This is a genomic window from Dermabacter vaginalis, from assembly GCF_001678905.1.
GTDB classification, from domain to species: Bacteria; Actinomycetota; Actinomycetes; order Actinomycetales; family Dermabacteraceae; genus Dermabacter; species Dermabacter vaginalis.
Genome location: NZ_CP012117.1, coordinates 427541 through 450121, shown reverse-complemented (window position 1 = coordinate 450121; position 22581 = coordinate 427541). Strand labels below are relative to the sequence as shown.

Below are 22581 nucleotides of genomic sequence, written 5' to 3'. Positions count from 1 at the left end.
AGGTGGCGGCTACTCCTGGCTTTCGCCGGCGAGCCGCGCTTCGAGTTCGAGCCTACGCTCAGCTTGCTCATCGAGGTACGTCGCGCGCACGCTTCGCCACCAGATATAGAGGAAAAACACGCCAAAGAGGATCCATTGGAGCATGTAGCCGAAATTTTGGAGGTTGAGACCACTCGCAAATTCTGATTGAGCGGCGGGAAGCGGCCCGAGATTCTGCCACGCGTCCGCCTGGGCGGCGTCGGACTCCCCCGACCCGGCCATGTACTCGCGCGCCTCACTCGTGATCGCCCCGTACCCGGCCAGCATGGGCCCCTCCCACACGTTCACGAGCAGGGTGGAGGAAAGGGTTCCGACGGTTGCCGCGCCCCCATCGCCTTCGTGAGACACGGTGCCGCTTGCCTCCTCGGAGGCCTCGAGCCTCACGACAATTGTGCGTGGACCGGCGGGGGGTTCAGGAAGGCTGTCCCACTCGCTCGAGGGTGCGGCGGTGTAACCGCGCGCCACCGGAATGGACGTGCCGTTCAGGGGGCCATCGGTGATGCGCGCGTTGGTCACGACGACGGCGACCTTGCGCCCATCGATTTCCCGTTCGGGAACGAAAACCTGCTCGCCAGGCACGAACTCCCCGGTGAACGACGCGAGGCGACCTTGGGTCTCATTCGTGACGGGTTTGTGCCGCTCCATGAGCGTCTCGAGCGGGGCGGGCGCCGCGGTTGCCGTTTCGTCATGGGCATCGAGTGCGCGCGTGGCCCGTTCGAACTGCCAGTTCGCGAGGAGCCCGCACACGAGGGTCGCTGCCGCCATGAGGGCGAACAGGCCCAGGAATTTGGGGCGAAGAGCGACGCGGAGCATTCTTTAAGTGTAGGCGTGAGATTGAGCGAATGGGCCCTCAGTTCCCGGGCAGCGTCCAACCGGTAGACCTATCCTAGAAGACGTGTCTCACAGTGTGTATGTAACCTCGTCAGAAGGACGCTCCGGCAAGTCCACCGTTGCCCTCGGCCTCCTTGAAGCCCTCGTCGCCACGTCGGAAACCGTCGCCGTGTTCAGGCCGATCATCGATTCGCGCCACGACCGTGACTCCGCCGTTGAGCTGCTCACCTCGCACCCAGGCGTTAGTCAGACTTACGAGGAAGCGCTTGGCGTCACCTACGACCTCGTGAACTCCAATCCTGAGAAGGCGCAAGAAGAGATCATGCGTCGCTATCAGGAGCTGCGCGAGAAGTATCAAGCGGTGCTCGTGCTCGGCTCGGATTACAACGGCCTCGCGAACCCCACCGAAGTGGCCTTCAACGCCACCGTGGCCGCGAATATCGGCGCCCCCGTTGTCCTCGTGGTCAGTTCGCGCCGCCGCGACCCGCAGCAGGCCGCAACCGTGGCCCAGATCGCTTTCCACGAGTTCGCACAGAACCACGCGACCCCCGTCGCCGTCGTCATCAACCGCGCCGAGCCGGAGAACCTCCCCCAGACCCGCGAGGAGATCGCCAAGGCCCTCCCCGAGGGCGTCATTACCGCGGCTCTTCCCGAATCGGACATCGTGTACTCGCCGAGCGTGAACGCGATCAAGGACGCCGTCAACGGCACGGTCGTTCAGGGGGAGCCGGAGCTTCTCGAGCGCGTGGCACTCGACATCGTCGTAGCCGCGATGGGTCTTCCGAATGTGCTCAAAAACCTCCACGAGTCGAGCACCGTGATTGCCCCCGGCGATCGCTACGATCTCATCCAGGGCATCCTCATGTCGCAGCAGTCGGGGACGTTCCCTTCGCTCAGCTCGCTCGTGCTCACTGGCGGCTACGACCTCCCCGAGGAAATCAAGGCCCTCGGCACGGGAGATCTGCCCATCATCGTGACCGAAGAAAACACGTTCGAGGCCGCCGTTGCCGCGAGCAACATCGACGGCAAGCTCACCTCGACCCCGCAAAAGGTCGACGCTGCCCGCCGACTCGTCGCCGAAAACTTCTCGATGAACGAGCTCATCTCCGCCCTCGACCTCGCCAAGAGCGACGTCGTGACCCCGATGATGTTCCAGTTCGAACTCATCGCGCGCGCCCAGGGCGAGAAGAAAACCATCGTGCTTCCCGAGGGCGATGAGCCCCGCATCATCGCCGCGGCCGAGGTCATCCTCAACCGCGGTGTCGCCAACCTCGTGCTTCTCGGCGACGAAAACGTGATTCGCCAGAAGGCCACGCAGCTCGGCCACGACATCACCGAGGCCCGCATCGTCTCGCCACACGACGAAGAACTCGTCGAGAAGTTCGCCGAAGAGTTCGCGCGCCTGCGCGCAAAGAAGGGCGTGACACTCGACCAGGCACGCGACACCGTCCAGGACGTCTCCTACTTCGGCACGATGATGGTCCACATGGGCTACGCCGACGGCATGGTCTCCGGCGCGGTCAACTCGACTGCCCACACGATCCGCCCGGCACTCCAGATCATCAAAACGAAGCCCGACGCGAAGGTCGTCTCCTCCGTGTTCCTCATGGCGCTCGAGGATCGCGTTCTCGTATACGGCGACTGCGCCGTGAACCCTGATCCGACCGCCGAGCAGCTCGCTGACATCGCCGCCCAGTCTGCCGCGACGGCCGCACAGTTCGGCGTGGACCCGCGCATCGCCATGCTCTCGTATTCCACGGGCACGAGTGGCTCGGGTGCCGACGTTGACAAGGTCCGCGAAGCGACCGCGCTCGTCAAGGAAAACCACCCCGACCTCAACGTGGAAGGCCCCATCCAGTACGACGCCGCTGTGGACGCCTCGGTCGCCAAGACCAAGCTTCCCGATTCGGCAGTCGCAGGACGCGCGACCGTGTTTGTGTTCCCCGACCTCAACACGGGTAACAACACCTACAAGGCCGTGCAGCGCTCCGCGGGCGCGATTGCGATCGGCCCGGTTCTTCAGGGACTCAACAAGCCCGTGAATGACCTTTCGCGCGGCGCCCTCGTCGAGGACATCATCAACACCGTCGTGATCACCGCGATCCAGGCGCAAAACCAGAACTGACGGGCGAGACGCCCCCTCTTGACTACGAACGGAGAAACCGTGACCAACAGCAATGTTCTCGTGATCAACTCGGGTTCGAGCTCGATCAAGTTCCAGCTCATCGACCCCGTTGAAAACCACGTGACCGCCTCCGGCATCGTTGAGCGCATCACGCTGCCCACTGGCAACGCCTCGATCGAAGCCGGCGACAAGGAAGAAACGTGGGAGGGGGCGATTCCCGACCACGTCAAAGGCATGCAGGTCGTGGAGGAACTCTTCGCGAAGGTGGGCGTTGAACTCACCGAGGAAACCGTGAGCGCCGTTGGCCACCGCGTGGTCCAGGGCGGCGCCGTGTTCCCCGAAGCTACCCTCGTGACCGACGAGGTTCGCGACCAGATCCACGAGCTCGGTGCCCTCGCTCCCCTGCACAACTACGCGGCGGTGGACGGCATCAACGGTGCCCGTGCGCTCCTGCCGAACCTCCCCCACGTCGTCGTGTTCGATACGTCGTTCTTCACGCAGCTTCCGCCTGAGGCATACACGTATGCGATCAACAAGGAGGTCGCCGAGCAGTACAAAATCCGCCGCTACGGCGCTCACGGCACCTCCCACGAGTTCATTTCCTCGCGAGTGCCGGGCTTCCTCGGCCGCGAAGGCGAGGATCTCCGCCAGATCGTCCTTCACCTCGGCAACGGCGCTTCTGCCTCCGCCGTCAAGAACGGCAAGCCCGTTGACACCTCGATGGGTCTCACTCCGCTCGAGGGGCTCGTCATGGGCACCCGCTCGGGCGACATCGACCCGTCGGTGTACGCGCTCCTCAGCCGCCAGGCCGGCATGGATCCCGCCGAGGTCGACACGCTGCTCAACAAGAAGTCGGGCCTCATGGGCCAGCTCGGAATGAGCGACTTCCGCGACATCACCGCCGCCGTGGAATCCGGCGACGAGAACGCGAAGCTCACGCTCGGCATGTGGGCCCACCGCGTCAAGAAGTACGTGGGTGCCTACGCTTTCATCCTCGGCGGCCTCGACGTCATCACGTTCACCGCGGGCATCGGCGAGAATGCCTCGCTCGCCCGCTCGAGCGCCCTCGAAGGCCTCGAGGAGTTCGGCATCATTCTTGACGAAGAAGCGAACGCGCAGCGCAAGAAGGAGCCGTGGATCATCTCGGCGCCCGAATCGAAGGTCACCGTGCTCGTGTACCCCACGAACGAGGAGCTCGCGATCGCGCAGCAGACTCTCGAAGTCGCGCGCGGCTAACAGCCTCCACACGGCTCACATTGCCGTACAAAAATGGGGCTCGCCACCAACGGCGAGCCCCATTTTTCTTTCGAGGATTAGCGGGTCGTCACGACCTCGACCTTCTGGAATTCCTTGAGGTCCGTGTAGCCCGTGGTCGCCATCGCGTGGCGCAGCGCGCCCACAAGATTCGTGGTGCCATCGGCCGAGAGACCCGGGCCAAAGAGAATCTGCTCGAGCGGCGCCACCTGGCCAACCTCGACGCGGTGACCGCGCGGCATCGTGGGGTGGTGCGCTTCGCTCCCCCAGTGGAAGCCGCGACCGGGAGCTTCGGTGGCGCGTGCAAGCGCAGCACCGACCATGAGGCCGTCGGCCCCGCACGCGATGGCTTTCACGATGTCGCCACTGCGACCCAGGCCGCCGTCGGCAATCACGTGCACGTACCGGCCGCCCGACTCGTCCATGTAATCCCTGCGCGCTGCGGCGACATCCGCGACAGCAGAGGCGAGCGGTACCGAAATGCCGAGGGTCTCCCACGTCGTTTGGCTCGCGCCGCCGCCGAAGCCCACGAGAACCCCCGCCGCGCCCGTGCGCATGAGGTGCAGTGCCGCCGTGTAGGTGGCGCAGCCGCCCACGATCACGGGAACATCGAGCTCGTAGATGAAGCGCTTGAGGTTGAGCGGCTCGCGATTACCCGAGACGTGCTCGGCGCTCACGGTCGTGCCGCGAATGAAGAAGATGTCCACGCCCGCATCCACGACACTCTTCCAGTGCTCCTGAGTGCGCTGCGGAGAGAGGGATCCCGCCGCCACAACGCCGGCTTCGCGAAGCTGCGTGATGCGCTCGCGGATAAGGCCCGGCTTGATGGGCTCCGCATAGATTTCACGGATGCGGCCGTGCACGTCGCCAGGATCAAGGTGCGCGATCTCCTCGAGAAGCGGCTCGGGATTCTCGTAGCGGGTCCACAGGCCCTCGAGATCGAGCACGCCAAGCCCGCCGAACTGGCCGAGCTGGATCGCCGTTTCGGGGCTCATCACGGAATCCATGGGGGCCGCGAAAATCGGGATGTCGAAGTGGTAGGCATCCACTTGCCACGAGGTCGAGACGTCCTCGGGATCCCGCGTGCGGCGGGAGGGCACCACGGCTACATCATCGAGGCCGTAGGTGCGGCGGCCCCGCTTATTGCGTCCAATTTCGATTTCGTTTTGCACGGTTTCCAGTCTACAGAGGCCACACGGGATTGACGTCGGGTGTTTTGCCCTGGCGCTTCAGGTACTCGATGAAGTTTTCCGCCCACGCGCGATGCAATTCGATTTGCTTCTTGTGGAGTTCGGCGAGGTCGCTCTCGGCGATCACCGTGTGCTTCTTCGCCATCGCCCGCAGCACATCGAGGGTCATGGACACATCGACATCGGCCGTATGCATATTGCCTTCCGGCTCCTCCACGCCGTACACCTCCATGAGGGTCGAGAGGTTGCGCTTGCCCTTGCGGTAGCGATCAAGCCCGCGATCGAGAACGAGCGGATCCACCACCGGCGCGATCGCACGGCCAAGACGATCCTCGAGCGTGGGAAGGTTATTGCGGCGAAGTTCCGCTTCGATGATCGAAAGATCGAATCCGCCGTTGAACGCGACGATCGGTGCGCCCTGTTCGAGGCATTCGACGATGCGGAGTGCGATTTCTTCGAGCGCGGGCGTAGGCTCCATGCCGTAGGCGCGCGCGTGCTCACTCGAGATGCCGTGCACGCGCGAGGCCTGCTCGGGGATCTCCATGCCCGGGTTGATGAGCCACGTGGCGATCGTTTCCCCCTCGCGGCCCGGCCCCGTGGAGAACACGAGCGCCGCGGTCACGATGCGATCATTCGCCGTATCCGTGCCCGTCGTTTCCGTATCAAAGCCCAGCATCGGGCCGTCAATCCAACTCATGTCACAAGCCTACGCGGGGGTGAGACATTTAAACTCCACGCACCTACGATGGAGATACCCCCGCGAGGAAGTCCCCGCCGTTCGCCATTGGAGAGCCGTGCTCGAACTCCACAACATCACGAAGTCTTACACCACCGGATCCTTCACGCAGGTCGCCCTCGCGGGCGTGAACGTTGCCTTCCGCGACAATGAATTCGTGGCGATCCTCGGGCAGTCCGGCTCCGGAAAGACCACGATGCTCAACGTCGTTGGAGGCCTCGATCACTTCGATTCCGGTGACCTCGTGATCGACGGGATTTCCACGAAAAACTTCAAAGACCGCGACTGGGATCGCTACCGCAATAACCGCATCGGTTTCGTGTTCCAGAGCTACAACCTCATCCCCCACCAGAGCGTCCTCGCGAACGTTGAGCTCGCTCTCACGCTCTCAGGCGTCGGCCGCTCTGCGCGCCGCGAGCGCGCGCTCGACGCCCTCACCAAAGTGGGCCTTCGCGATCACGTTCACAAAAAACCAAGCCAACTTTCGGGCGGGCAGATGCAGCGCGTCGCGATCGCGCGCGCCCTCATCAACGACCCCGAGATCCTCCTCGCCGACGAACCCACGGGCGCACTCGACTCCGAAACCTCCGTTCAGGTCATGGATCTTCTTCGGGAGGTCGCGAGCGACCGCCTCGTCATCATGGTGACCCACAACCCCGAACTCGCCCACGAGTACGCCACGCGCGTCGTGGAATTCGCCGACGGTCAGGTCGTGGGCGATTCCGCTCCATTCGATCCGGCCCTTGAGGAAACGCGCGCGGCGAAGCCCACGCGCAACACGCGAATGGGGCCTCTCACGGCGCTCATGCTGAGCTTCAACAACCTCATGACGAAAAAAGGCCGTACGCTCATGACCTCGTTCGCGGGCTCGATCGGCATTATCGGCATTGCCGCGATTCTCGCGCTCGCCAACGGCGTCAACAGCTACATCGATAAAACCGAGGAAAACGCGCTCGCGAACTACCCGCTCAGCATCCAAAAAACGGGGGTCTCGATGGAATCGGGACTCGCGAATGCCGAGCCCAAGGGCGAAGAAAAAGCGAACACGGTGCGCGCCGTGGAGATGTACACGCGCTCGATGAATTCGACGAGCACTAACGATCTCGCCTCCCTCAAGAAGTATTTCGACGCTAACGGCGGAGGGATCAACTCCTACGTCAAGGCGATCGAATACTCGTATGCGGCCGAACCTCAGATCTATGCGCTCGGCACCGACAAACCGGTGCAGGTGCACCCCGAGCAGGCGTTCTCCCAGTATGCGGGCGGCTTTTCCATGAGCCCCGCGAGCTCCATGTTCTCCATGAACGCCTTTAGGCAGCTACCCGCGAACACCGATCTTTACACGTCGAAATACCGGGTTCTCAGCGGGCACTGGCCCAAGAATTCTCGCGAACTCGTGCTCGTTCTCGACGAAAACGGTGAGATGCCCGATCTTTACGAATACACGTTCGGGCTCAAAGATCACGCGAAACTCGACGAGATGATGGAGAACATGCAGGCGGGCCGGGCCACGGGAGATTCCGACGGTTCCTCGGGTGAGAAAGCCTCCACAAAGCCAGGCGAATACGCCTTCGATCAGATCATTGGCACCGAATTTTCTCGCGTGAATGCCTTCGAGACCTACACCCACAACGACGACACGGGCACGTGGATCGACCGCAGCAACGACGCCGACTTTATGCGCGAAAAAATCGACAAGGGCGAGCGCCTCAGGGTCGTGGGGATCGTGCGCCCGAACGAGGGTGAGGACATGGGCGCGCTCCAGCAGGGTATCTCCTATCTCCCCGCCCTCACGGACGAGGTCATCACCGAAGCTGCCCAGTCCGAGATCGTCCACGAGCAGCGGGCGCATCCCGATGTCGACGTTTTCACCGGAAAGACATTCGACGAACTCAAAAACGACGATCAGGGCGACGACTTCGATATGAGCTCCCTGTTTACGGTCGACCAAGAGAAGATCCGCGGCGCATTCCAGATCGACGAGTCGAAGCTCCAGATGGACCTCGGCGGGCTCGACCTCAGTTCAATGCCTCAGCCGAACCTCGACCCCGGCTCCTTCGACATGAGCGACCTTGACCTCTCGAGTCTCGATCCGAGCGCGGCAGCCGTCGGAAGCCCGAACGTGGACGTGGGGGATCTCGACCTTGCCGATCTCACGGCCCGCTACCCTCAGCTCGCCGATATCGACCTCCCGGGCGTCCTTGCGAAAGCACTTGAAGGCGAGGTGATTCAGCCGGGTGCCGGCGAGTACCTCAGCGGCGAAGCGGGTGCGCTCATCCAGGGTTTCCAGACATATTACGCGGCCCATGCCGATTCCGACGGTGACCAGATTCCCGACAGGGACACGGCCGAAGTAGTGCTCGAGTATCTCCAAACCGACGAGGTCCGCGCGAAGATCGAGGAGATTTCGAACTCCGATCGGGTCGTCAATCGGGAGCTTCTCGAGCAGCAGCTTTCCGATGCTCTCGGTGAGGACCCGGCGCTCCAGGAGATTTCCTCGGCGGTGAGCAGCGATCTTTCGAACGCCATCGCCGAACAGCTTTCCACGCAGCTCGGCGGCGCCCTCGCAAGCCAAATTCAACAGGCCATTGGCGGGTATTTGACGAACGCCATCGGCGCGATGATGCAGCAGTACATGACCGCGCTGCAAAGTGAAATCGAGAGCCAGATCAATGGCGCGATGTCCCAGATGGGCGAGAACTTCGCGAAGGCCATGAGCGTCGACCCGGAGAAATTCGCCGACGCGTTCGAGATGAACATGGACGAAGAAGAGCTCGCGGCGTTCATGTCGACCATGGTGTCGACGCGCGCGGCAAGTTACGAGGACAATCTCGAAAAGCTCGGCTGGGCTGACCGCACGAGTCCCGATCAAGTCGATATTTACCCTGCGAGTTTCAAGGACAAGGACAAGGTCAAGGCCATTCTCGACTCCTACAATGCACAGGCCAAAGCGCGGGGCGAGAAGAACAAGGAGATCGTCTACACCGACATGGTGGGCATGCTCATGAGCTCGGTCACGAGCATCATCAACGTCATCACGTGGATGCTCATCGCGTTCGTGTCGATCTCGCTCGTGGTCTCCTCGATCATGATCGCCATCATCACCTATATTTCCGTGCTCGAGCGGCGCAAGGAAATTGGCATCCTGCGTGCGGTGGGGGCGTCAAAGGCCGACGTTCGCCACGTATTCAATGCGGAAACCGTGATCGAGGGGCTTCTCGCGGGTCTTATCGGCGTTGGCGTCACGCTTCTGCTGTGTATTCCGGCGAACATCATCGTCGAGCAAAAATTCGACGTGGAGAACATTGCGAGCCTGCCGCCCGTTGCGGGCGTCATTCTCGTGGCGATCTCGGTGCTGCTCACCGTGCTCGCGGGCGTGATCCCCTCGGGTAGGGCGGCGAGGCAGGACCCGGTCGAAGCGCTCCGTTCCGAGTAGCCCTTGGGCGAGCCCATACCATCGGGGCGGCACTGCCTCACCCCAGCCCGGCTTCGACTGCCACCCCCGGCTTCCACCTGTCACCCCCCCGGCTTCCACCTGCCACCCCCCGGTATCCACCTGTCACCCCAGCCGATCCTGGAAGTGGTGAAAAACGGCGTTAGACCCTGGAATTTCTCCGTGTGGCGGCGATTTTTCACCACTTCAGAGAAACAGCTTCACCACTTTAGGGTCGCAGCGGGAGAAAAATCAGAAGGGGCGAAGGCACCACAAGCCTTCGCCCCCGCACCACCGAAGCCCTAGCGTGCGCGGTAGTTCGGCGCCTCCACAATCTGCGCCATATCGTGCGGGTGCGACTCCTTGAGTCCCGCCGCCGTGATGCGCACAAACTTGCCGCGCTCCTTGAGCTCGGGAATCGTGTGCGCGCCCACGTAGAACATCGACTGCGCGAGGCCACCCGTAAGCTGGTGCACGACGGTGCCGAGAGCGCCCTTATAGGCGACCGTGCCTTCGATGCCCTCGGGCACAATCTTGTCGTCGGTCTCCACGTCGGCCTGGAAGTAGCGGTCCTTCGAGAACGACTTCTTGCCGCGCGAGGCCATCGCACCGAGCGAGCCCATTCCGCGGTAGCTCTTGAACTGCTTGCCGTTCATGAGGATCACTTCGCCGGGCGATTCGGCGGTGCCCGCGAGGAGCGAGCCGAGCATCACGGTATCGGCGCCGGCCACAAGGGCCTTCGCGATATCGCCCGAGTACTGCAGGCCACCATCGCCAATGAGGGGAACACCCGCGCTCTTGCATGCCTTCGACGCCTCGTAGATGGCGGTGACCTGCGGAACACCCACGCCCGCGACGACGCGAGTCGTGCAGATCGACCCCGGGCCCACGCCCACCTTGACGGCGTCAACGCCCGCATCGATAAGCGCCTGGGCGCCCTCGCGCGTCGCCACGTTGCCGCCAATGATCTGCACGCCGTCAAAAGCCTTATCGCTCTTGAGACGCCGGATCATGTCGAGGGCGAGACGCGCGTGGCCGTTCGCGGTATCCACCACGAGCACGTCCACACCCGCATCGCGCAGTGCACCCGCACGTTCGTAGGAATCCCCAAAGAAGCCCACGCCCGCACCGATCAGGAGGCGCCCCTCGGCGTCCTTCGAGGCATTCGGGAACTGCTCGCTCTTGACGAAGTCCTTCACGGTGATGAGGCCCGTGAGCTTGCCGCTTTCGTCCACGAGGGGCAAGCGCTCGCGCTTGTGCTTGCGCAGCAGTGCCGTTGCGTCTTCACGGCTCACGTCGGTAGGCGCGGTGTACACCTCGCGCGTCATGACGTCCGAAACCTTCGTGCTGGCCCACTCGGCAACGGGAATGAAGCGCAGGTCGCGGTTTGTGCAGATGCCGAGAAGCATGCCGTCCTCATCCACAACGGGCAGACCCGAAACGCGGTAGTTGCCGCACGTCGCATCGAAGTCCTCGAGCGTCGCGTCCGGCCCGATCGTCACGGGGTTCGGCACGCGGCCCGTCTGGGTGCGCTTGACGAGGTCGACCTGGTGGGCCTGATCCTCGATCGAAAGGTTGCGGTGAAGAATGCCAATACCGCCGAGGCGCGCCATGGCGATCGCCATGCGAGCTTCGGTCACGGTGTCCATCGCAGCGGAAGCGAGGGGCACCCTCAAGTTGATCTCGCGCGTCAGCCGCGCGGTCGTGTCTACATCGCTCGGGATGACGTCCGTCTCCCCGGGAAGAAGCAGCACGTCGTCATAGGTCAGGCCAACAAAACCGAAGGGATCATTCGTCATGCTCCAACCTTAGCGCCGTCGCCTTGCCAGTTCCTTCCTGCGCGCATCAAATGCTTCAAGAAACACGTGCGGATCCTCAAACTCCTCGCGCCAGGTCATCGCGTACCGTTTCGCGAGGGCGCGATTTTGCCAAGACTTTCGGGCGGCACGATCGCGTGCAAGTAACTCCCGCCGCGAGGGGCTCGCCGCACCGCACACATGCCGCTCAAACTCGGCGATCCCCTCGTAACTGCGATCGTCCCAGCCGCTATAGGGGATAAGCAGGCGTCGGCCTTCCTCCCCCGCTTCGAGCACCGTGACACCCTGCGGACGAAAATCCGGGACCACCGCCCGCACATGCGCGGCGTCACACCACTGCCGCCCCCTGTGCACGCGCCCCGACTCCCGGTTCCACCAGGTCGTGCGGTGCGTGAGAAGAAGCACCGCAAGCATGAGAAGCGCGAGCAGCACCCACCCCGCAGCCCATGCTGCGGGAAGAGCAGCCCACCACGGCCACCACAACTCGCGATGCACATACAGCCCCGTGACCGGCAAGAACACCGCGGAAAGCAGCGGCGCGCCCCACCTGAGCCACGGCACGAGGCGCGCGGCAAAAGTGGGTCCAAGCGCCACGTCAGTACCCCTCACGCGCGCGGTGATCTGCTCACTCATCGCTCTCCGCCTCCCGTGGCCACCACTCGAAGCAGCGCTCCGCCCCCGTCACCGGATCATGAAACGCCATAAGCACACTCCACAGCGCGAGCGGCTCACTCACCTCCCTGCGGTAACGCTCCCCCGTGAGCGGATCGGGCGCAGGTGCGGGATACAGTTCATCCCCCACGATGGGCAGGCCCACGTGGGCGAGGTGCACACGCAACTGGTGGGTGCGGCCCGTGTGCGGAGTCAGGCTCAGCAAAGTCCGACGGCTGCCAGCCTCCCGCCGCAGCATTCGCACACTCGTCCACGCCTCTTTTCCCTCGGAATCGATGTGCGCCCAAAGATCACCGTGCCTCTTCACTATGGGCTCACGAATCTCAAGCGGGCCGCGCTCGAGACTGGCAAGCGTCGGAAAATCCCCCTCCACCCACGCCACGTAACGCTTTCGGACTTCCCCGCGCGCAAAAAGCTGCTGGTAAGCGCCACGCTCCTCGGGAATCTTCGACAGCACAAGGATCCCACCGGTTTGTTTATCGAGCCGGTGAATCGGCGAGAGCTCAGGGAGAGCATGCGCCACCCGCAGCCGCACGAGCGCACTGCGGCGCACATGCTCGCCGCGCGGAATACTCGCCATGTCGCGCGGCTTCGCGACCACAAGCAGATGCTCATCTTCGAACACCACGGGAATCTCGCGCGGCTCAACCTCCTCGGGGGCGAGCTCTCTGTGAAAGAACACCTCGCGCGCACGCGTCACCGCCTCGGTCTCGCCCCACGGCTCACCGAGCTGATCCACGAACTCCCCCGCGGTGAAACGCTCACCGAGGTCACGCGCCTCCACCGAACCGAGCGCCGGGAACCGCTCGAGCAAAACCTCCCCCACGGGCCGACCTACTTCACGCGGCGTTGCCACCACCCGCACGGCATCGAGCCCACCCCGTTGCGGCAGGGGCGGGCGAGTAAAACGCTTAGTACGGCGGGCAGGCATGGTTCCATTGTGCCAAGGAACCGGTGGCCTCAGATCCCCCAGATCATGAACGTCAAAACGTTATGTGCTGCATAAAACGCGACGATCGCGAGCACAGAAAGATTCGGGTGGCGATCGATGAATGAGAGCGAGCCCGGCATCATACGCGCGAGTTCACCCGGCCGTGCGTGGTCAATGTTTTCGACCTTCACGCCGCGCTCCTCCGCTTCCCGCACGAGAATCGACTGCGCGCGCGTGCCATAGAACGCGCCTGAAAGGTTCGCCACGCGGCTCGTGTGTGAACGCATGATGAGGGCGGCATCGAAAGCATCAACCTCGGTTTCCACGGGGTCGCGAGGTTCTTTCCCACGGTAGATATCTCGCACGAGCCAAATCCCGGAAAGCGCACTCCACTTCGCCGAACGAGGAATGCGGAAAAGACCGCGCACCTTGAGGCGATCCTCGTAGAGCACAACGCACTGCGTGAGGATCCGGAGCAGGGCAACGATGGCAAGAGCCACGACCGCGAACCACCCGTACAGCGGAAGGGTGAACCAGTGGTCATGGAAGAGGCGCGGATCGCTCCACAAGCTCTGCCCGATGAAACTAATGCCCACGAGGAACTCGAGCAGCACCGTAAACACGATCGCTGCGAGGAGGGCGGCACTCATGGCCGCGGGGCTCGGCCGCATCACGATTTTGTGGGGCTTCCCACCCTTGCGAGTCATCGGCTCCTCGGCCGATGGCACGCGATTCGACGTGCTTCGCGAGGGTGATTGAGACACAGCGCTCATGCAGTCCCCTCTCCCTCTCGCAAGTATCGGCAGGTCAGGCTTTGGCGTGCGCGGGCGCGCTCGGCACACTTCGAGTGCGCTTCGCCAAGAATACGCCCCGCTCCTCGAAAAAGCTCAAGAAGCGGGGCGAGTGAGATGAGGTCCGACGGTTGCTTACTCGTCGTCGTCCTCACGCTTGTCAACGACAAGGGTCTCGGTCGTGAGAACGAGGCCAGCAATCGAGGCGGCGTGGCGCAGGGCGCTGCGCGTCACCTTGACCGGGTCGATGATGCCGGCGTCAACGAGGTCGACGTATTCGCCGGTTGCGGCGTTGAGGCCGGTGCCCACCGGGGACTCCTTGACCTTCTCCACGACGACGTAGCCTTCTTCGCCGGCGTTTTCGGCGATCCAGCGAAGCGGCTCGGCGACGGCCTTGGCGACGGCGCGAACGCCGACGGCCTCGTCGCCCTCGAGCCCGAGGTCATCAGCGAGAACGGTCGCGGCCTGGACGATGGCCGAGCCACCGCCAGCAACGATGCCCTCGTCGATCGCGGCGCGCGTTGCCGCAACCGCATCCTCGATGCGCATCTTCTTTTCCTTGAGCTCAACCTCGGTGTGAGCGCCAACCTTGATCACGGACACGCCACCCGAGAGCTTCGCGAGGCGCTCCTGGAGCTTCTCGCGGTCCCACTCGGAATCGGTGTTCTCGATCTCGGCCTTGATCTGCTGAACGCGATCGGAGACGGCTTCCACATCACCGGCGCCACCCACGATGGTCGTGTTGTCCTTCGTGATGACGACGCGCTGAGCGGTGCCGAGCTGGCTGAGCTCGGTCGTCTTGAGGTCGAGGCCCAGATCGGGCGTAATGACCTCGGCGCCCGTGAGGATCGCGATGTCCTGCATCATGGCCTTGCGGCGGTCGCCGAAGGCGGGGGCCTTGACGGCGGCACCCTTGAAGGAACCGCGCAGCTTCGAGACCACGAGCGTCGCGAGGGCCTCGCCCTCGACGTCCTCAGCGATCACGAAGAGGGGCTTACCCGATTCGACAACCTTCTCGAGCACGGGCAGGAACTCCTGCACGTTCGAGATCTTGCCCTGGTTGATGAGCACGTAGGCGTCTTCGAGAACGACTTCCTGGCGGTCGGCGTCGGTCACGAAGTGCGGGGAAATGAAGCCCTTATCGAACTGCATACCCTCGGTGAAGTCGAGCTCGAGCGCCGTGGTCGAGGACTCCTCGACCGTGATGACGCCATCCTTGCCAACCTTGTCGAAAGCCTCCGCGAGGAGTTCGCCGATCTCGGCATCCTGCGAGGAAACGGTCGCGACAGACGCGGTCTGTTCCTTCGAGTCAATATCGATCGCAATCTCGCCGAGCTTTTCGCTGAGTGCCTCGACGGCCTTCTCCATGCCGCGCTTGAGCGCTGCGGGAGCCGCGCCCGAGGCGACGTTGCGCAGGCCCTCGTGCACGAGTGCCTGAGCGAGAACCGTCGCGGTGGTCGTGCCGTCGCCGGCAACGTCGTTGGTCTTGGTCGCCACTTCCTTCGCGAGCTGGGCACCGAGATCCTCGTACGGATCCTCGAGCTCAACCTCGCGGGCGATTGTCACGCCGTCGTTGGTGATGGTGGGGGCGCCCCACTTCTTGTCGAGGACGACATTGCGGCCCTTGGGGCCAAGCGTCACCTTGACGGTGTCCGCGAGCTTGTCAACGCCGCGCTCAAGCGCGCGGCGCGCATCCTCGTCGTAAATGATTTCTTTAGCCACGATGAGCCTTTCAGCCTTCGATGATTGCGAGAACGTCGCGCTGGCTCAGAACGAGGTACTCCTCGGAGCCGTACTTGAGCTCGGTGCCGCCGTACTTCGAGAAGACGACCTTGTCACCGACCTTGACGTCCATGGGGATACGTGCACCCTTGTCGTCGAAACGGCCTTCGCCCACGGCGACGACCTCGCCCTCCTGGGGCTTTTCCTTAGCGGTATCGGGGATGATCAGGCCCGAAGCAGTCACCTGCTCGGCTTCGAGCGGGCGGACGACGACACGGTCCTCGAGGGGCTTAATGGAGACCGACATGCGACCTCACTCCTTCTTTTATCAATGTGAAGTTGACGGGTGTGCCTCGGTGGGATGCTCGTCGTCGCGGTGCCGAGCAACCCGGCGCACCATTTGGCACTCTCGCGCTGAGACTGCCAACGGGTTCCACACTAGTGTGCCGGTTAGCACTCGTCAAAGCTGAGTGCTAGCTTCACGTGCACCCCAAACCCCCACAACCCCTCTGCAATCCGGGAGTGGGTGCAATCCAAACCCCCACAACCCCTATGCAATCCGAGAAGGTGGGATCCGGGACAGAACGGGGCGTTGGTCCCGAACATCAATGTTTCCCGCACCACATATCCGGCATATCGGAATCGACGTTCCGTATCACACGTATCGCCCTAGCGCGAGCGCGCGTCCACTTCATAAGATTGAAGCACGTGAGAATGCAGCGGTGGAGCGCCCTCTACCGCCACTTTTCGCGCCTAATTCCAAACAAACGGTAGTGAGGAACACACAAAAATGACCGTCATCCGCTCGATCTTCAAGACCTTCGAAAACCTCGCTGATCACATGGTGGGGCAAGACGTCGAACGTCACAACACGGTGGACAAGAACCGACTCGGTGGCGACTTCGCCGCCATTGCCCAGGCCCGCAGCACCCAAGGCCTCACCACTCTCGGCCTCGGTCGCTAAAAACTTCAGCCTCATCTACCGAACGCCCCGCGCGCCGCTCACCCGAGCGATGCAGCGCAGGGCGTTTTTCATACCCCGCACCAGGCGTCAAGCACGGCGCTCAGCCAATCGCGGCAACCCACTCGTGGGAACCGTCGGAAAAGTACTGATCCTTCCAGATCGGCACGCGCGCCTTCACCTCATCCACGAGATCCGCACACGCCTCGAAGGCACGGGCTCGGTGCGGCGCCGCAACCGCCGCCACAAGCGCGGAGTCGCCCACCTCAAGAGCGCCGTGACGGTGGCTCGCGGCGACGAGAACATCGGGGTAGCGCTCACCGATTGTGCGCACGACCTCCCTCATGACGTCGCCGGCACTCGGATGCGCTTCATAGGCGAGGCGCTCCACCCCACGCCCCTCGTCGTGGTCACGCACGAGACCGTCGAAAGTGACGAGGGCGCCACATCGCCTGTCCTCCACAAGCCGAACCATCTCGGCGACCGCAATCGGCTCGCCGCTCACACTCGCGTGGCGCACGCGTTCCTCGACACCACCGAGGTGCGGATCGCGCTCATCCTGCGCGGGCTTCGCACCTTCACTCATTCATGCCCTCCTCCATCGCGCTGGCGAAGCACGTGCTCGAGAATTGGCTCGAGCACAGCCATGCCATCTTTCACGCCGCCGCGTGAGCCCGGAAGATTCACCACGAGCGTGCGACCAGCAAAACCGGCAAGCCCCCTACTGACAACCGCGTACGGCGTCGATTCAGAGCCCTTGAGGCGCAGTGCTTCGGCGATCCCGGGGATCTCCCGCGTGAGGTGCGGGCGCGTTTCTTCCGGCGTGACGTCGCTCGGCGTGAGGCCCGTGCCGCCCGTCGTGATCGCGAGATCCACCCCGGACGATATGGCCTCACCGAGGGCGCGGCCAACGTCGGACCCATCCGGGACCACCGTGACCCCGCACCCGCGAAACCCGCACCGCTCAAGCCAAGCCGAAAGGTCTGGCCCCGTGAGGTCCTCGTATTCGCCGCGGGCCGCGCGCGTTGAAGCAACGATCACGCATGCCGACCATCCATGCTCCCCCACGAGGCTCACGCTGCGCCGCCTTTCTCACCGCTCGCGACCTCGCGGTCCCAATCGCCGCTCTTCCCGCCTGACTTCGCAAGCACCTTGACATCGCCGATGACCGCGAGGTGGTCAACAGCCTTAATCATGTCGTAGACCGTAAGTGCGGCGACGCTCGCAGCCGTGAGTGCCTCCATCTCGACCCCCGTTTTGCCTTCGGTTTTCACACGCGCGTTCACTTCGAGAATCTCGGGCGCGCGGCGCGAAAAATCGATCGTCACCTTCGTGATCGGGAGCGGGTGGCACAGGGGGATGAGCTCGTGCGTGCGCTTTGCCGCCATGATGCCCGCGACACGTGCGACGCTGAGTGCCTCCCCCTTCGGAAGGTCGCCCGTGAGGATGCGATCGATCACGTCGCTGCGGCTCGTGAGGGTCGCGCTCGCGCTCGCTTCTCGGGTTGTCACGGCTTTGCCGGAAACATCGACCATGTGGCTCGAACCGTCGGCGCGCACGTGCGTGAGATCCGCATTGGCGTCGGTGTTGTTGCGTGTCATCGAAGAATCATCACCTCGTGAATATCGCCGTCGGCCACGTGCGTGACCTCCGCAGGAATGAGCACGAGCGCGTCGCTCAGGGCAAGCGCGCCCAGTAGATGCGAGCTCGCTCCGCCCACGAGCTTCACGGTTGAATCGGTGTTGAGGCGCGCGCGGCGCACTTGCACGAGGCCCTCGGGGGATACTTCTCTTTCACCGGTTTGCGTGCGCACGGGCAGCGACATGCGGGGGCGGGCCGGGGCACCGAGAGCATCGCGCACGAACATCTCGAGACTCACGAACGCCGAAACGGGATTGCCGGGAAGGGCAATCCACGCGACCTCGCCGTGGGCTGACGCGAGCACACCAAGCCCTTGCGGGCCCCCCGGCTGCATCGCCACTTTGTCGAAGGCGAGGCGTAGCGGCGAACGGGGCATCTCGGCGGCCTGTCTGATCGGCTCGAGAGCGCCGGCACTCACGCCACCGCTCGACACAACGAGGTGCGCATTCGCGGCCTCACACGCCGCGCGTACCTCGTCGAGAAGCGCTCGCGGATCATCCGGTACGCGCAGCCTGGCACACACCTCGATTCCGGCTTCCTCGAGTGCAGCGCCGATGAGCGGCGAATTCGCATCGAAAATACGCCACTGATCGACAGCGTCATCACCTCGATCGCGCAGTTCACTCCCGGTTGAAACGACAACGGCGCGCAAAGGTTCGCGCACCTCCACTTCGGCTACACCCACCGATGCCAGGTGACCGATGAGACGCGGCGTGAGCAGCTGACCTGCGCGCGCCACGACATCGCCGCACTCGGTATCACTTCCAGCGTGCCGCACGAAACGCCCCTCGGTGCGGTGCTCGGGGGCAAGGCAAAACGTGAGGTCCGACGGTAGCCGGCAAGCGTCGGCCCCCTCGCGTGTGAGCTGTGAAAAACGCCGAACGTCCGTGGCCTCAACCGGGATCACGGCGTTCGCGCCCGCGGGGATCGGGGCGCCCGTCATGATGGGGCGCGCCGTGCCTGGCGCGAGATTTGAGGGCGCTTCGCCCGCCGCGATGGGCGGACCGAGCGGAAGACTGATCGAGGCCCCATCCGGGGCGTTCGCGAGGCTCGCAACGTGCAGCGCGAAGCCATCCATCTGCGAATTCGCCACGGGTGGGACGTTCACGGGCGAGGTCACGTCGCGCGCGAGGACTCGGTCGCGGGCGCTCTCGATTCCGACGGTTGCCACGCCCGGCGCATTCGGGGAATCCAGCACCGCGCCCACGAGCTCACGAAGGCTCCGCCGATGTTCGGCGAGCGGGATGCGACCAGGCGCGAGGCGCGACTCGTGCTCCACAGTGCTGTTCCTTCCTCGTGTGGCCAGGGCCTCTAGGGTAGCGTGCGAAAGTCCCCTAAGCTGGTGTGACACCTCTTTCGCGAGACCCAAAGGAGAGCATGTCGATCGACCTCGGGATGCCGAAGCCCCGCGCCATGGACCCCGTCGAGGAAGTCCCCTCGACCGAGGGCCGCCCCGCGACGGGCGCGCTCATCGACACCTACGGCCGCACGGCGAGCGACCTTCGCATCTCGCTGACCGATTTTTGCAACCTCCGCTGCACGTACTGCATGCCCGAGGCCGGTCTGCAGTTCCTAAAGAAACCACAGCTCATGAGCGTTGACGAGGTCGCACGGTTTGTGCGCATCGGCGTGGAGAAGCTCGGCATCCGCGAGGTACGTTTCACGGGCGGCGAGCCGCTCACGCGCGCCGATCTCCCCGACATCATCGAGTCGGTGGCAGGGCTTTCGCCACGACCAGACATCTCCCTTACAACAAACGCCATTGGTCTCGAGAAGCGAGCCGAAACACTCGTGGCCGCCGGCTTGGACCGCCTCAACATTTCCCTCGATTCGGCGCACTCCGAAACGTTTGAAGCAATGACCCGCCGCCCGTTCCTCCACCGCGTTTTGCAGGGCATCGATGCCGCACGCGACGCAGGGCTGAGCCCCATCAAGATCAACGCGGTTCTCCAGCCCGGTGCCAATGAACACGAAGCCGCCGAGCTCCTCGCGTGGTGCCTCGAGCGGGGACTCGAGCTTCGATTCATCGAATACATGCCTCTCGATGGCGCGGGTCGCTGGACCCGCGAACGCATGGTCACGGCGAGCGATGTGTGGCAGCTTCTCAGCCCCTACTACGTGATGCACCCCGTGCGCGAAGCACGTGGCGGCGCCCCCGCCGAGAAATTCGACGTGTGGCCTAGGCCCGCCGTTGCGGCCCCCGGTGCTCCGGGCACGATCGCGGGAGAGCTCAAGGCACGCGGCATCGATCCTGCGAACACGGATGCGGTGCGCAGCATTCTGCCCCCTGCCCCAGGTAAACCATTTGCGGAAGCCGGCGAAAGGCCGCACGAGCAGGCGCTGGGAACCGTCGGAATCATTGCCTCCGTGACGAGGCCCTTCTGTGCGGATTGCACCCGCACCCGCCTCACCGCTGAGGGTCGCGTGCGCACGTGCCTGTTCTCGCACAGCGAGACCGACCTGCTTGGCCTCATGCGCCAAGGCGCGAGCGACGAGGCCATCGCCGAGCGGTGGCGCGCCGCCCAATGGGGCAAACAGGCAGGCCACGGCATGGATCGCAGCGATTTCGTGCAGCCCGAGCGGCCCATGAGCGCCATCGGAGGATAGAAACATGAGTGAAAGGAGCGGCGCGATGACGAGTGCCAACGTTCGCTTTTTTGCCGGCGCGGCCCACGCTTTTGGCACGAGCCAGCACACGGTCGAATTCGAGGGGACAACTCTCGGAGACTTGCTCGAGGCCTTGAGCGCGGGAGCCGTCGAGTCGGCAGGGCCCGATTCCGCTACGGTGCTCAGGCGATGCAGTTTCCTCGTGAACACGGTGAGCGAGAACGACCCCTCGGCAGTGCTTGGGCCTGGAGAGGACGGCACGCTGCGCGTCGACGTGCTGCCACCCTTCGCGGGAGGCTAAGGGCGAAGCGTCACCGAAGCCACGTAGCCGCCCGCCATATTCGCCACGCTAATTCCAAGGGCCGCCAGCTCTGCCTGCGCCGCCGCCGATCGAGCACCGCCCGCGCAGTGCAGGATCGCACCGTGAAGATCACCTACCTCGCTCAAAGGCCCGACGCCTGCCCGCTCCCCTCGCGCAAACTCCATGAGCTGGGTCTTTGGGATGTTGACGGCGTGAGGCAGCATGCCCTCCGCTGCCTCCGACTCTTCGCGGATGTCAATGAGGAGTCGGCCGGTCGCTGCCTCCCGCAGTGCCTCCGCTGGCGAAAGAACCTCCGCCCGCACCGGCGCGGCCCCGGAGGCTTCTACTGCGGGGAAGCCGCACGTCTCAACGAGGTCCTCGATTTCGGTGACGGGCGCACGGCCCGCGCGCCGCGCGACATCAAGCCGCGTCCAGTCACCGGTCAGGGCACTATAGAGCTGGATTCGCCCATAGAGCGGGGACCCGAGTCCCGTAAGCACCTTGAGGGCTTCCATCGCCATCGTCGAGCCAATCACGCCCACGAGCGGGCCGAGCACCCCGGCCTCACTGCAACTTGGAACCTCGCCGGGCTCCGGCGGTCGCGGATGCACGTCGCGGTAGGTCACGCCTCGACCTTCGTCGCCAAAGAACACGGCGACCTGCCCGTCGAAAGCAAGGATGGAACCCCAGATCAGGGGCACATTAAGGATCTCGCACGCGTCGGACACAAGGTAACGCGTAGGAAAATTATCGGTCCCATCAAGCACGAGATCATGCCCGGCTAGGGTCGCGAGCGCATTCGCCGGTGTGAGCACTTCGGGCACCTCGCGCACGTGGACGGCCTGATTGAGTGCGTGAACAGCGTGAGCGGCGGAGGCGACTTTTGGCGTTCCGACGGCCGCCTCAGAATGAATAACCTGCCGCTGAAGGTTGGAACTATCCACTAAATCGGCATCGATAACGGTCAGCGAACCGACGCCAGCGGCGGCAAGATATTGGAGGATTGGCGACCCAAGCCCACCCGCACCCACGACGGCAACCTTGGCCGACCTGAGCTTTCGCTGACTCTCGGGCGTGAAGCCAGGGAGAAGAAGGTGCCGGGAGTAGCGCCGATACTCCGCCCCACTCAACTCGCCCTTCGCCTCGCCTGATGCATAATTAACCATAGTTTGTAGTCTCACAGTTTGACCTGAACCCAGGCGCCGTAGAAAAATTCTTCACAATGGGGCGGTGAACCAGCTCACATGGGGTACAGTTCAACCGTTCCATGAATAGTTCATGACCTTTCCGTGACGCCACTGTTCACGATACGTTCAGAGGCCCAACGAATTGCGGATTGGACTACCCTGGGGCACCACGCGTCCAACCGGGCGCACCCGACCCCGCCGCCTTCGGGCGCCGAACCACTATAAGGACAGCGCACGTGACCCTTATGACCACTCCCCTTCGCGATCCTCGCGCCGCCTACGCGTGCCTCGTTCAGGATCCTTGGGATGTCAACGAGCGTTTCACCGCTCTGATCGGAGCACT

Annotated in this window: 20 protein-coding genes; 6 read left to right on the top strand and 14 right to left on the bottom strand. The window is 63.8% G+C overall.

Annotation, left to right across the window (positions count from 1 at the left end; all coding sequences use genetic code 11):
- Positions 1–9: 9 nt before the first annotated feature.
- Positions 10–852: an SURF1 family protein gene (locus DAD186_RS01820; RefSeq protein ID WP_065247265.1), complete on the bottom strand. Its 843-nt coding sequence runs from the start codon at positions 850–852 to the stop codon at positions 10–12.
- A gap of 82 nt (positions 853–934) precedes the next feature.
- Between DAD186_RS01820 and pta the strand changes: the two genes are divergently transcribed.
- The gene (pta, locus tag DAD186_RS01815) at positions 935–2995 is read left to right on the top strand and encodes a phosphate acetyltransferase (RefSeq protein WP_065247264.1); all 2061 of its coding nucleotides are present in this window, start codon (positions 935–937) and stop codon (positions 2993–2995) included.
- Positions 2996–3013: 18 nt separating this feature from the next.
- A complete protein-coding gene (locus tag DAD186_RS01810; protein WP_236886270.1) occupies positions 3014–4231 on the top strand; it encodes an acetate/propionate family kinase in 1218 nt (405 codons plus the stop codon).
- Between the two features lie 77 nt (positions 4232–4308).
- Here the strand turns inward: DAD186_RS01810 and DAD186_RS01805 are convergent, their stop codons facing one another.
- Positions 4309–5421 (bottom strand): GuaB3 family IMP dehydrogenase-related protein, encoded by a 1113-nt coding sequence (locus tag DAD186_RS01805; RefSeq protein WP_065247262.1) that lies wholly within the window; start codon positions 5419–5421, stop codon positions 4309–4311.
- A 10-nt stretch (positions 5422–5431) separates the two neighbouring features.
- On the bottom strand, positions 5432–6136 hold the full coding sequence (locus DAD186_RS01800) for an exonuclease domain-containing protein (protein WP_065247261.1): 705 nt from the start codon (positions 6134–6136) through the stop codon (positions 5432–5434).
- Positions 6137–6233: 97 nt separating this feature from the next.
- Between DAD186_RS01800 and DAD186_RS01795 the strand changes: the two genes are divergently transcribed.
- Positions 6234–9611, top strand: a complete 3378-nt coding sequence (locus tag DAD186_RS01795; protein WP_065247260.1) for an ABC transporter ATP-binding protein/permease — start codon at positions 6234–6236, stop codon at positions 9609–9611.
- Positions 9612–9910: 299 nt separating this feature from the next.
- On the opposite strand, the gene guaB is transcribed toward DAD186_RS01795, so the two are convergent.
- The 6 genes from guaB to groES form a co-directional block, all read right to left on the bottom strand.
- A complete protein-coding gene (guaB, locus tag DAD186_RS01790) occupies positions 9911–11407 on the bottom strand; it encodes an IMP dehydrogenase (RefSeq protein ID WP_065247259.1) in 1497 nt (498 codons plus the stop codon).
- 9 nt (positions 11408–11416) lie between these two features.
- On the bottom strand, positions 11417–12058 hold the full coding sequence (locus DAD186_RS01785) for a hypothetical protein (protein ID WP_065247258.1): 642 nt from the start codon (positions 12056–12058) through the stop codon (positions 11417–11419).
- Positions 12051–13028, bottom strand: coding sequence for a pseudouridine synthase (locus DAD186_RS01780; protein WP_157457066.1), 978 nt, complete (start codon positions 13026–13028; stop codon positions 12051–12053). The genes DAD186_RS01785 and DAD186_RS01780 overlap by 8 nt, the downstream gene beginning before the upstream one ends.
- A gap of 29 nt (positions 13029–13057) precedes the next feature.
- Entirely contained in the window at positions 13058–13678 is a 621-nt protein-coding gene (locus DAD186_RS01775) for a hypothetical protein (protein ID WP_157457065.1), read from the bottom strand.
- A 276-nt stretch (positions 13679–13954) separates the two neighbouring features.
- A complete protein-coding gene (gene groL / locus DAD186_RS01770; protein ID WP_065247256.1) occupies positions 13955–15541 on the bottom strand; it encodes a chaperonin GroEL in 1587 nt (528 codons plus the stop codon).
- A gap of 10 nt (positions 15542–15551) precedes the next feature.
- Positions 15552–15848 (bottom strand): co-chaperone GroES, encoded by a 297-nt coding sequence (gene groES / locus DAD186_RS01765; protein ID WP_016663894.1) that lies wholly within the window; start codon positions 15846–15848, stop codon positions 15552–15554.
- A 483-nt stretch (positions 15849–16331) separates the two neighbouring features.
- Here groES and DAD186_RS10795 point away from each other — a divergent pair, with 483 nt between their 5' ends.
- Positions 16332–16505 (top strand): hypothetical protein, encoded by a 174-nt coding sequence (locus tag DAD186_RS10795; protein ID WP_157457064.1) that lies wholly within the window; start codon positions 16332–16334, stop codon positions 16503–16505.
- A gap of 100 nt (positions 16506–16605) precedes the next feature.
- On the opposite strand, the gene DAD186_RS01760 is transcribed toward DAD186_RS10795, so the two are convergent.
- The 4 genes from DAD186_RS01760 to DAD186_RS01745 are packed head-to-tail and all read right to left on the bottom strand — an operon-like array spanning position 16606 to position 19422.
- Complete coding sequence (locus DAD186_RS01760; protein ID WP_082991032.1) at positions 16606–17088, bottom strand: molybdenum cofactor biosynthesis protein MoaE; 483 nt, start codon at positions 17086–17088, stop codon at positions 16606–16608.
- Positions 17085–17579, bottom strand: a complete 495-nt coding sequence (locus DAD186_RS01755) for a MogA/MoaB family molybdenum cofactor biosynthesis protein (protein WP_065247255.1) — start codon at positions 17577–17579, stop codon at positions 17085–17087. The genes DAD186_RS01760 and DAD186_RS01755 overlap by 4 nt, the downstream gene beginning before the upstream one ends.
- Entirely contained in the window at positions 17576–18103 is a 528-nt protein-coding gene (moaC, locus tag DAD186_RS01750) for a cyclic pyranopterin monophosphate synthase MoaC (RefSeq protein WP_065247254.1), read from the bottom strand. Before moaC ends, DAD186_RS01755 begins: the two co-directional genes overlap by 4 nt.
- Positions 18100–19422: a molybdopterin molybdotransferase MoeA gene (locus DAD186_RS01745; protein WP_082991031.1), complete on the bottom strand. Its 1323-nt coding sequence runs from the start codon at positions 19420–19422 to the stop codon at positions 18100–18102. Before DAD186_RS01745 ends, moaC begins: the two co-directional genes overlap by 4 nt.
- A 98-nt stretch (positions 19423–19520) precedes the next feature.
- Between DAD186_RS01745 and DAD186_RS01740 the strand changes: the two genes are divergently transcribed.
- Positions 19521–20750, top strand: coding sequence for a GTP 3',8-cyclase MoaA (locus tag DAD186_RS01740; RefSeq protein ID WP_065247253.1), 1230 nt, complete (start codon positions 19521–19523; stop codon positions 20748–20750).
- Positions 20751–20754: 4 nt separating this feature from the next.
- Positions 20755–21051 (top strand): MoaD/ThiS family protein, encoded by a 297-nt coding sequence (locus tag DAD186_RS01735; protein WP_236886269.1) that lies wholly within the window; start codon positions 20755–20757, stop codon positions 21049–21051.
- Here DAD186_RS01735 and moeB read toward each other — a convergent pair.
- Positions 21048–22217 carry a molybdopterin-synthase adenylyltransferase MoeB gene (gene moeB / locus DAD186_RS01730; RefSeq protein ID WP_065247251.1) on the bottom strand — a complete coding sequence of 390 codons (1170 nt, stop codon included), beginning with the start codon at positions 22215–22217 and terminating at the stop codon, positions 21048–21050. The two genes, DAD186_RS01735 and moeB, sit on opposite strands and share 4 nt — an antisense overlap.
- Positions 22218–22581: the final 364 nt, after the last annotated feature.

Coding starts and splice junctions, on each gene's coding strand:
- DAD186_RS01820 (WP_065247265.1), bottom strand. CDS start 852: ATGCTCCGCGTCGCTCTTCGCCCCAAATTCCTGGGCCTGTTCGCCCTC.
- DAD186_RS01800 (WP_065247261.1), bottom strand. CDS start 6,136: ATGAGTTGGATTGACGGCCCGATGCTGGGCTTTGATACGGAAACGACG.
- guaB (WP_065247259.1), bottom strand. CDS start 11,407: ATGACGAATGATCCCTTCGGTTTTGTTGGCCTGACCTATGACGACGTG.
- DAD186_RS01785 (WP_065247258.1), bottom strand. CDS start 12,058: ATGAGTGAGCAGATCACCGCGCGCGTGAGGGGTACTGACGTGGCGCTT.
- DAD186_RS01780 (WP_157457066.1), bottom strand. CDS start 13,028: ATGCCTGCCCGCCGTACTAAGCGTTTTACTCGCCCGCCCCTGCCGCAA.
- DAD186_RS01775 (WP_157457065.1), bottom strand. CDS start 13,678: ATGAGTGCCGCCCTCCTCGCAGCGATCGTGTTTACGGTGCTGCTCGAG.
- groES (WP_016663894.1), bottom strand. CDS start 15,848: ATGTCGGTCTCCATTAAGCCCCTCGAGGACCGTGTCGTCGTCCGCCCG.
- DAD186_RS10795 (WP_157457064.1), top strand. CDS start 16,332: ATGACCGTCATCCGCTCGATCTTCAAGACCTTCGAAAACCTCGCTGAT.
- DAD186_RS01760 (WP_082991032.1), bottom strand. CDS start 17,088: ATGAGTGAAGGTGCGAAGCCCGCGCAGGATGAGCGCGATCCGCACCTC.
- moaC (WP_065247254.1), bottom strand. CDS start 18,103: ATGACACGCAACAACACCGACGCCAATGCGGATCTCACGCACGTGCGC.
- DAD186_RS01740 (WP_065247253.1), top strand. CDS start 19,521: ATGTCGATCGACCTCGGGATGCCGAAGCCCCGCGCCATGGACCCCGTC.
- DAD186_RS01735 (WP_236886269.1), top strand. CDS start 20,755: ATGAGTGAAAGGAGCGGCGCGATGACGAGTGCCAACGTTCGCTTTTTT.
- moeB (WP_065247251.1), bottom strand. CDS start 22,217: ATGGTTAATTATGCATCAGGCGAGGCGAAGGGCGAGTTGAGTGGGGCG.